The sequence below is a fragment of the Aeromonas sp. 601039 genome, from assembly GCF_049174415.1.
Lineage (GTDB): Bacteria > Pseudomonadota > Gammaproteobacteria > Enterobacterales > Aeromonadaceae > Aeromonas > Aeromonas veronii_A.
In genome coordinates, this window is record NZ_JAAKTL010000046.1 from 1 (window position 1) to 3,992 (window position 3,992).

Genomic DNA, 3,992 nt, shown 5'->3' on the forward strand with positions numbered 1-3,992 from the left:
CGATGCGGTACATAGGGGGTTCTGAGTAGAGAAATGCTAGTTGAAAATGTGTAAACCTATTTCAGGACTAGACATGCGATTTGCGGGATCAGACCGAGAAAGGAGCCGGCGCCTCGAAGGTCATCCGCTCGCCGCTACGGGGGTGACTGATGGTCAACATGGCCGCATGCAGATAAAGGTGCGGTGCCGCCGCCAGCGCATCCGGATGGGCGTAGAGGTTGTCACCCAGGATCGGGTGCCCCAGCTCCAGCATATGGACGCGCAACTGGTGCGAGCGACCTGTGATGGGAGTCAGCTTGATCAGGCTGTTGCCGTTCTCCACTTTCAGTTTTTCCCACAGGGTCAGAGCGTGACGCCCCTCCTCGTGATCCACCTTCTGCTTCGGGCGGTTGGGCCAGTCGACGCAGAGCGGCAGGTCAACCTGTCCCGACTCTGCTTCCGGCTCGCCCCACACCCAGGCGAGGTAGTGCTTCTCGGTCTCCCGCTCGCGAAATTGCCGGCTCAGCTCCCGATGAGAGTTGGGATTGAGGGGAATGACAATGACGCCAGTGGTGGACATGTCGAGGCGATGAGCTGCCGCCGCCTTGGGGTGCTGCTGTTTCACCCGATGCAGGACGCTGTCTTCATTCTCGGGCCCACGCCCGGGGACGCTTAGCAGGCCAGTGGGCTTGTTGACCACCATGATGTCCTTGTCCTTGAACAGGATATCGAGCCAGGGTTCCAGAGGCGGTGAGTATTCAAACATAAATGTCTCGCATCAGAAGGTGGGGGCAAGCCCCCATCAGTTATGGGTAACCACGATAAAGCGGATGGCATCCAGCTTGAGTTGGGTCTGATCGATCAGGTGGTGCAATTCTGTCTGCAGATTGCGCAGATAATCCAGTTCGCTGTCTCGCACGTTCGGGTTGACCGCCTTGAGCGCTTCCAGACGATCCAGATCCTGCTGCAGGGTCTGCGCCATCTGGGCGCGGGCCTTGTCGACAATCCCGGCTTTCAGCTCTTCGGCAATGGCCTGGCCCTTGCCAATCAGACCGTGAATCACCGGCTGGGATGCAGTCACGAGCTTGCTGCCGAGGTGGCGATTGACCGGAGTCAGCTGGCGGTTGAAGGCATCGAACGCCACTTTCTCACCCAGATTCTGGCCGTTCTTGTCCATCAGCAGACGGATTGGCGTCGGCGGCATGAAGCGGTAGAGCTGGGGATGGGCCGCAGACTCGGCGACAAAGATCAGCTCAAGCAGGATGGAGCCGATGGGCAGTGCCTTGTTCTTGAGCAGTGCGACCGAGGTGGCACCGATCTCGGAGCCCAGGATCAGGTCGATACCGCCGCGCATCATGGGGTGATCCCAGGAGAGCAGCGCCATGTCATCACGCGACAGGGCAGTGTTGCGATCGAAGGTGATGGTCATGCCGTCTTGCGGCAAGCCCGGGAAGCTGGAGACCAGCATGTGATCCCCGGGGGTCAGCACCAGCGCGTTCTCGCCACGGTCATCCTGATTGACGCCGATCTCGTCGAACATCTTGAGGGCGAAGGAGATCATGCCGGTGTCGTCATCTTCGGCGGCCAGCTTGTCGACCAGCTGCTGGGCGGCGGCACCACCGCTGGAGTGGATCTCCAGCAGGCGATCGCGACCCTGCTCCAGTCGAGCCTTGAGCGGCTCGTGCAGTTCGCGGGTCTTGATCAGCAGGGCGTCGAGAGCTGCCTGATCGCCGGTGTTGGCGGCCAGCAGCTCGAACAGCTCCTCACGTACCGCTTCGAATACCGGGCGGGCAGTCGGGCAGGTCTGCTCGAACGCGTCCAGACCATCGTGATACCAGAGCTGCAGGGCGCGCTGGGCAGTCCCTTCCAGATAGGGAACGTGGATCTCGACGGTATTCTGCTGACCGATACGATCCAGTCGGCCGATCCGCTGTTCCAGCAGATCCGGGTTGAGGGGCAGATCGAACAGCACCAGATGGCTGGCAAACTGGAAGTTGCGACCCTCTGAGCCGATCTCGGAGCAGAGCAGCACCTGGGCGCCACCCTCTTGCTGGGCGAAATAGGCGGAGGCCTTGTCCCGCTCGAGGATCGACATCCCTTCGTGGAACACTGATCCACGGATCCCTTCACGGGTACGCAGCGCCTCTTCCAGCGCGATGGCGGTGGCCGCTTCGGAGCAGATCACCAGCACCTTCTGCTGACGGGCTGAGAGCAGCAGCTCCAGCAACCATTCGACACGGGGGTCGAACTGGGTCCAGGTGGCGTTGTCACCTTCGAACTGCTGGAAGATCTTCTCGGGATAGAGGTAGCGCAGGGCACGGGTCTGCAGATCGCCACCGTTGCCACCCATCATGCCCATCACCTTGATGGCAGTCTTGTACTGCTCCGGCAGCAGCATGGGGTAGACGTTGAGGTGACGCTCGGGGAAGCCCTGAATATTGGCGCGGCTGTTGCGGAACAGCACCCGGCCGGTGCCATGCTGGTCCAGCAGCTTGGCGACCGCCTGCTGGCGGGCGGCGGCATCGCTCAAGTCCAACCCTTCCAGCTGGCTGGCGAGGATCTGTCTGGCTTCATCGCTCAGGGTCTCGCCTTCCAGCAGCTCTTGTGCGGCGCTGGCGACCTGACCATAGGCCTGCTCCTCGGCGAGGAAGGCCTCGTAGTCGTAGAAACGCTCAGGATCGAGCAGGCGCAGACGGGCAAAGTGGCTCTGGTGGCCCAGCTGATCCGGGGTCGCAGTCAGCAGCAGCACGCCCGGCACCTGTTCAGCCAGCGCTTCCACCATTTCATAGGCACGGCTCGGCGCCTCTTCACTCCACTCCAGATGGTGGGCTTCGTCGACAACCAGCAGATCCCACTCGGCCTCCAGCACCTGCTCGAAGCGACGACGCTTCTTGCGCAGGAAGTCGAGGCTGCAGATCACCAGCTGCTCGGTCTCGAAGGGGTTCTCCGCATCGGCAAACGCCTCGATGCAGCGCTCCTCGTCAAACAGGGAGAAGTGCAGGTTGAAGCGGCGCAGCATTTCGACCAGCCATTGGTGCTGCAAGGTTTCGGGCAGCAGAATGAGCACGCGATGGGCGCGGCCGGAGAGCAGCTGCTGATGAATGATCATGCCCGCTTCGATGGTCTTGCCCAGACCCACCTCATCGGCCAGCAGTACACGCGGAGCGTAGCGGTGACCTACTTCATGGGCAATATAGAGCTGGTGCGGGATCAGGCTGACCCGGCCACCGGCCAGACCGCGAGTCGGGTTGCGACGACGCTGGTGCTGGTTTACCAGCGCCTCGTAGCGCAGGGTGAAGCGGGACATCCGATCGATCTGACCGGCGAACAGGCGATCCTGCGGCTTGTTGAACTTGATAAAGTTGTTGAGAAACACTTCTTTGAGGGCAACGGGCTCATCATTGTCGGTGCGCACACCTACATATATAAGCAGGCCGTCTTTCTCCTGCACTTCTTCGACCGTCATGGTCCAGTCTTCGTGACTGGTGATCTGATCGCCCACATTGAAGCTGACCCGGGTGACCGGCGCCTCTTCTTTGGCATACATGCGGTTTTCACCGGTAGCCGGAAACAACAGGGTAACCATGCGTCCTTCAACAGCAACGACAGTCCCCAACCCCAGATCCGTCTCTGTATCACTAATCCAACGCTGGCCAAGTGCAAAAGGCATTAAACTCTCCAAAGCCCAAGAGTGTGTGAATCGCAAAGGGGCGCTATGTTACCCGAAGGCGTGACCTCGATCACCATGCATATAGATGTAGAGAGACCAAATCGCCACAACCTTGATCTGCTCCCGCCGCTACGCCATCTAGAGGATAGCGATCTCGCCAAACGGGTGTGTTATTGCAGGATAAATGCGCTTTTTGGGTGATTAGTGAACGGTTGAACCAAAAATGCGAATTTAATTCGAAAAGGCCCTTGCAAGCGTGATCCAGATCCCTATAATGCGCCTCCATCGACAGGGCAAGCGGCAACGCAGAAAGCCAAGTCGGTAACCTCGAAAAGCCTTTGAA

Annotated in this window: 3 protein-coding genes; all 3 read right to left on the reverse strand. The window is 59.9% G+C overall.

The features are described 5' to 3' along the window. Positions 1 to 88: 88 nt before the first annotated feature. Positions 89 to 745 carry a bifunctional tRNA pseudouridine(32) synthase/23S rRNA pseudouridine(746) synthase RluA gene (gene rluA / locus G5195_RS20100; RefSeq protein ID WP_421223951.1) on the reverse strand — a complete coding sequence of 219 codons (657 nt, stop codon included), beginning with the start codon at positions 743 to 745 and terminating at the stop codon, positions 89 to 91. Positions 746 to 781: 36 nt separating this feature from the next. Further along, positions 782 to 3,649 carry an RNA polymerase-associated protein RapA gene (rapA, locus tag G5195_RS20105; RefSeq protein ID WP_421223949.1) on the reverse strand — a complete coding sequence of 956 codons (2,868 nt, stop codon included), beginning with the start codon at positions 3,647 to 3,649 and terminating at the stop codon, positions 782 to 784. Positions 3,650 to 3,719: 70 nt separating this feature from the next. Next, on the reverse strand, positions 3,720 to 3,992 hold a 273-nt coding region (locus G5195_RS20110; RefSeq protein ID WP_421223947.1), incomplete at its 5' end, for a hypothetical protein.

What these genes read in the sequence shown, in the direction of transcription:
- rluA (WP_421223951.1), bottom strand. Translation starts at nt 745, where the DNA reads ATGTTTGAATACTCACCGCCTCTGGAACCCTGGCTCGATATCCTGTTC.
- rapA (WP_421223949.1), bottom strand. Translation starts at nt 3,649, where the DNA reads ATGCCTTTTGCACTTGGCCAGCGTTGGATTAGTGATACAGAGACGGAT.